At 68.4% G+C, this 4329-nt stretch carries 5 protein-coding genes and 1 pseudogene; 1 reads left to right on the top strand and 5 read right to left on the bottom strand.

Features of this window, described 5'->3' with window-relative positions; translation table 11 throughout:
• The 3 genes and pseudogenes from G3N93_RS35285 to G3N93_RS35275 all read right to left on the bottom strand — a co-directional run.
• Positions 1–206: pseudogene (locus tag G3N93_RS35285) on the bottom strand (EamA family transporter); the annotation flags it as partial.
• 8 nt (positions 207–214) lie between these two features.
• The gene (locus G3N93_RS35280; RefSeq protein WP_206135044.1) at positions 215–1003 is read right to left on the bottom strand and encodes a DUF2182 domain-containing protein; all 789 of its coding nucleotides are present in this window, start codon (positions 1001–1003) and stop codon (positions 215–217) included.
• Positions 1004–1026: 23 nt separating this feature from the next.
• Positions 1027–1629 (bottom strand): DUF1326 domain-containing protein, encoded by a 603-nt coding sequence (locus G3N93_RS35275; protein ID WP_206135043.1) that lies wholly within the window; start codon positions 1627–1629, stop codon positions 1027–1029.
• Positions 1630–1974: 345 nt separating this feature from the next.
• On the opposite strand from G3N93_RS35275, the gene G3N93_RS35270 reads away from it, so the two are divergent.
• Complete coding sequence (locus G3N93_RS35270; RefSeq protein ID WP_174935334.1) at positions 1975–2382, top strand: lysozyme inhibitor LprI family protein; 408 nt, start codon at positions 1975–1977, stop codon at positions 2380–2382.
• A gap of 87 nt (positions 2383–2469) precedes the next feature.
• On the opposite strand, the gene G3N93_RS35265 is transcribed toward G3N93_RS35270, so the two are convergent.
• Together G3N93_RS35265 and G3N93_RS35260 are read right to left on the bottom strand one after the other, a co-directional pair.
• The gene (locus tag G3N93_RS35265) at positions 2470–3117 is read right to left on the bottom strand and encodes a response regulator transcription factor (RefSeq protein WP_006483707.1); all 648 of its coding nucleotides are present in this window, start codon (positions 3115–3117) and stop codon (positions 2470–2472) included.
• On the bottom strand, positions 3114–4329 hold a 1216-nt coding region (locus tag G3N93_RS35260; RefSeq protein ID WP_241026836.1), incomplete at its 5' end, for a PAS domain-containing sensor histidine kinase. The genes G3N93_RS35265 and G3N93_RS35260, both read right to left, overlap by 4 nt.

The following is a 4329-nucleotide window of genomic DNA, read 5'->3' as shown; positions in this document are numbered from 1 at the left end:
CCCGCCCGCGCGACGATCGCAAGCATCAGCGCGCCGGATACGAGGCGCAGGCTGCCGAAGCTGGCCGCGTCGATCCGTCCGGCCTGCAGCGCGAGTCGGCACAGCAGCGAATTCGACGCGAAGGCGAGCATCGCGACCGACGTCAGCGCGACGACGCGCACACCGGGCCGGACATGCAGCGCGAAGGCGGAGGCGGGCGGTCGCATCGCGGGCCTCACGCGTGGCTGGCGACGATCAGCACGGCTGCGCCGAACAATGCGACGCCGAGCGGCGCGGTGAGCGCCTGCCCCCACGACGCATTCTTCTCGAGGGCCATCAACGCGGCGAGCGCCAGCATCCAGCCGAGACTGCCAACGCCGACGACGAACATCAGCAGCATCAGCGCCCAGCAGCAGCCGATGCAGAAGAGCCCGTGGCTGACGCCGAGCGCAAACGCGTGACGCATCGGCGTGCGGCCGCGCCAGCGGCTGATCACGAAACTGAAGGGCGTGCGGCACCGGTCGAGGCAGTGCGTCTTGAGCCCGCTGAACTGGAACGCGCCGGCGAGCGCGAAGACCGCCGCGCCGATCAGCCAGCCGCGCCATGCAAGCGCCGGCACCTGCGCGACACCCGTCAGCAGCAGCCCGTGCAGGCCATGTGCGACGAGGCCGAAGCCGCTCCACGTGGCGACGTAGCCGATGCCGACGAGCGCGAGCAGGCGCGTCTGGTCGGGGCGGCTGGCGACGACGCGGGCGAACGCGTCGAACAGCGACAGCGTCGTCGGCAGCATCATCGCGAGGATCATCAGCGTCCAGCCGGCCGCGGCGAACGCGGCCGGCAACCACAGCGTGCCGCCGGGCAGCGCACGGCAAAGCGCGCCGAACGGTTCGGCCAACGCGCTGTCGCCGTGGTCGAGGTACCGCCCGTACGGACTGCGCGTCCACGCCCACAGGGTGAGCCACGCGAACGCGACGAGACTCGCGAGCACGAGCGGAAACACGCGCCGGTGCAGCGACGCAGCCATGACCGTTGGCGGGCGATCGCGCTTCACGCGTCGAACAGGAACGTGCTCTGCAGCGCGTTGTGATTCTTCAGGTCGACGTCGATGCCGATCGCCGCATTCTTCGACCGATAGACGGGCGCCTTGCCGACGAACACCGGCGCGCCGGGCACCGTCGAGAACACGGTGTCGGTCAGCGTCGTCTGCGCGCCGCTCGGTCCGAGGTACGGCTCGAGTTCCGCGTGGTAGTCGGTGCCGATCGACAGCGTGCCGCGCGCCCCTGCGACGTTGAACGTGATGGGGGCGCGTTCGACCGATACGACCTTGCCGATCAGTTTGGCGAGGTCGGCGATCGGGCCGCCGGCCTGGCCCGTGTAGACCTTGAGCAGCGCCTGCTCCTGCGCCTCGGACGCCGTGTCGCTGAGATAGATCGCAGCCGTCCAGTTGCCTTGCAGGATGTTGCCCGGCACGCGGCACACCGCGGCGATCGTGTTGCCGCCCACGTCGACGCCGTCGATGGTGCCCTTGTCGACGTGCCACGCGACGATCGTGTCGCAGACGCCGAAATCGGGGTCCTCGCCGATCCAGCACGGGCAGAGTACGCGACAGTTGCAGACCTCGAGCAGACGGCCTTCAAGGTGATAGCTCATGATTCCCTCCAGGGGGCGACGGCGAATGCACGTTGGGCTGGGGGAGGAAGCTGACTGACGAATCGTCACCCCGCTCGGCGATGCGAACGCGAAATGCGCTGAGGAATGCGCGGAAGCGGAGACGGGATGGATGCGATAGCGCGGGCCTGAAGCGGCGTATCGATTTTCAAGTGTAGGTGCGAAGGGCCGATATGCAAGCCGTCGCATGCCGCGACACCGGCTGACAAGCCGGCGCGCGTGCGCTAGCATCGCGATCGGTGTCGCCGCGAGACGGCGGCCGATGCGCGACAGCGCGGCAAGCCCGGCACCGGGTTCCACGACTTCAACGAACAACAAGGAGCATCCATGCGTGTCTTGACCGGTCTGCTGCTGTGCTCGCTCGCGCTGGCGGCGAACGTCGCCCATGCGCAGGCGAATTGTGCCGATGCGACGGATCAGGCGGCGATGACCGCATGCGCCGATCGCGCATACAAGAAATCCGACGGGGAACTGAACCGGACCTACCAGGCCGTCACCGCGCGCCTGCGCGATGCGCGGCCGCTCGCCGACAAACTCGTGAATGCGCAGCGTGCGTGGATCACGTATCGCGATGCCGAATGCAACTTCTCCAGCGCGAACGCCGAGGGCGGCAGTGCGTATCCGATGGTCGTGTCGACCTGCCTCGATGATCTGACGAAAGCACGCACCGAAACGCTGAAGGGCTATCTGTCGTGCGAGGAAGGCGATCTCGCGTGCCCGGTGCCGGCCAGGTAAGCGAGGGGCGCCGCCCGGCCGGGCGCATGCCGCGCGGCCGGTGGCGCCCGCCGTCCATCCGCTGCCAGGCGTCGTAGGCGTCGTCCGTTACACGTCGTCCGTTTCGTCGAGCAGCTTGTGCCGCATCGCGTAACGCACCAGCGCCGCTTCGTGCGGCATCTGCATCTTTTCCAGAATCCGCGTCTTGTACGTGCTGACCGTCTTCGCGCTCACGCACAGCGCGTTGGCGATCTCGGTCAGCGTCTGGCCGGCGGCGATTCGCCGGAACACGTCGAATTCGCGGTCGGACAGCCGCTGGTGCGGCAGCGTCTCGGCCGGCTCGTTCAGGCTCTGCGCGAACTGCTCGGCCATCGCGAGGCTCACGTAGACGCCGCCCGATGCGACCTTCGTGACCGCGCCGACCAGCTCGGCGCTCGCGCTTTCCTTCGTCAGGTAGCCCGACGCGCCGGCGCGGAACGCGCGCACCGCGTATTGCTGCTCCGCGTGCATGGTCAGCACGAGGACCCGCAGCGCGGGCTTCTCGTCCTTGATCTGCTTGATGAGTTCGACGCCGTTGCGGCCCGGCATCGACAGGTCGAGCACGAGCACCTGCGCGGGCGTGGCGCGCACGAGCGCGATCGTCGACGGGCCGTCGCAGGCTTCGCCGGCCACCTCGAATCCGGTGGCGTTCTGGAGGATGTGCCGCAGACCGTCGCGTACGAGCGTATGGTCGTCGGCGATGAGCACCTTGATCATGTGATGAGCGTTTCCTGTTGGACGGTACTGAGCGGGAAGGCGACGGTGATCGAGAAACCGCGCGCGAGCGCGGTGTCGATCGTCACGGTGCCGCCCAGCATGTGGGCGCGTTCGCGAATGCCGATCAGGCCGAACGATTTGTCTTCGTGGGCCGGGCCGCCGGGCGCCGAGCCGCGGCCGTTGTCCGCGACGCGCAACACGCAGAAGCCTTCCTCGACGTCGAGCCGCAGTGCGACGCGCGTCGCATCCGCGTGGCGCGCGACGTTCGTCAGCGCTTCCTGGACGATCCGGAACAACGTGGTCGCGCCCGCGCTGGTGAAGGTGAGGCCGCCGGTTTCGATGTGCCGTTCGACATCGATCCCGTAGCGGTTCGTGAAATCGTTCGCGAGCCATTCGATCGCCGGCACGAGGCCGAGATCGTCGAGCATCACGGGTCGCAGGTCGGCCGCGATGCGCCGCACCGACGCGACCGTCGCGTCGATCAGCCGCCGCATGCCCTGCAGGTGCGTCTGCACGTCTTCGTCGGGTTGCGTGCGGCCGGGCACGCGCAACTGCTGCTCGACCACCGACAGATCCATCTTCAGCGCGGTGAGCTGCTGGCCGAGGTCGTCGTGCAGTTCGCGCGCGATGCGGGTCTTTTCCTCTTCGCGCACGTTCTGCAGGTTCGCCGACAGTTCGCGCAACTCTTCACGCGACAGCTTCAGCGCGTTCTCCGCACGCTGCCGCTCGGTGATGTCGCGCAGCATCACCGTATAGAGCTTGCCCGACGCGTCGCGGATCTGCGAGATCGACGCTTCGATCGGAAACTCCTCGCCGTTGGCGCGCAGCCCGAACAGCACCCGCTGGCGGCCCATCTGCCGCTCGGACACGCCCGTCACGCCGAACTGGTCGACGTGCTTCGCGTGCGCGGCGCGGAACCGCTCGGGGATGAAGCGCGACAGCGGCGCGCCGATCGCCTCCATCGCGGACACGCCGAACACCTGCTCGGCCATCGGATTGAAGATCACGACCGTCTGCTTTTCGTCGATCGTGATGATCGCCTCCATCGACGAACGGATGATGCCCATCATCCGCGCCTCGTTGAGGATGCCGCGGCTGCTCGCGCCCGAATCGGCGGCGCCGGAACGGCCGCGCAACAGCGCATGGACGAGCACCGCGAACGCGATCGACGCGATCAGCCCGGCGGCGAGCACGGTGCCGGCCGCGCGTTGC

Source organism: Burkholderia sp. Se-20378 (assembly GCF_017104665.1).
Lineage (GTDB): Bacteria > Pseudomonadota > Gammaproteobacteria > Burkholderiales > Burkholderiaceae > Burkholderia > Burkholderia lata.
This window is presented reverse-complemented; position numbering and strand designations above follow the sequence as displayed.

Bases quoted from the DNA above. Each gene is read 5' to 3' on its own strand.
- G3N93_RS35280 (WP_206135044.1), bottom strand. From the start codon at position 1,003: ATGGCTGCGTCGCTGCACCGGCGCGTGTTTCCGCTCGTGCTCGCGAGT.
- G3N93_RS35275 (WP_206135043.1), bottom strand. From the start codon at position 1,629: ATGAGCTATCACCTTGAAGGCCGTCTGCTCGAGGTCTGCAACTGTCGC.
- G3N93_RS35270 (WP_174935334.1), top strand. From the start codon at position 1,975: ATGCGTGTCTTGACCGGTCTGCTGCTGTGCTCGCTCGCGCTGGCGGCG.
- G3N93_RS35265 (WP_006483707.1), bottom strand. From the start codon at position 3,117: ATGATCAAGGTGCTCATCGCCGACGACCATACGCTCGTACGCGACGGT.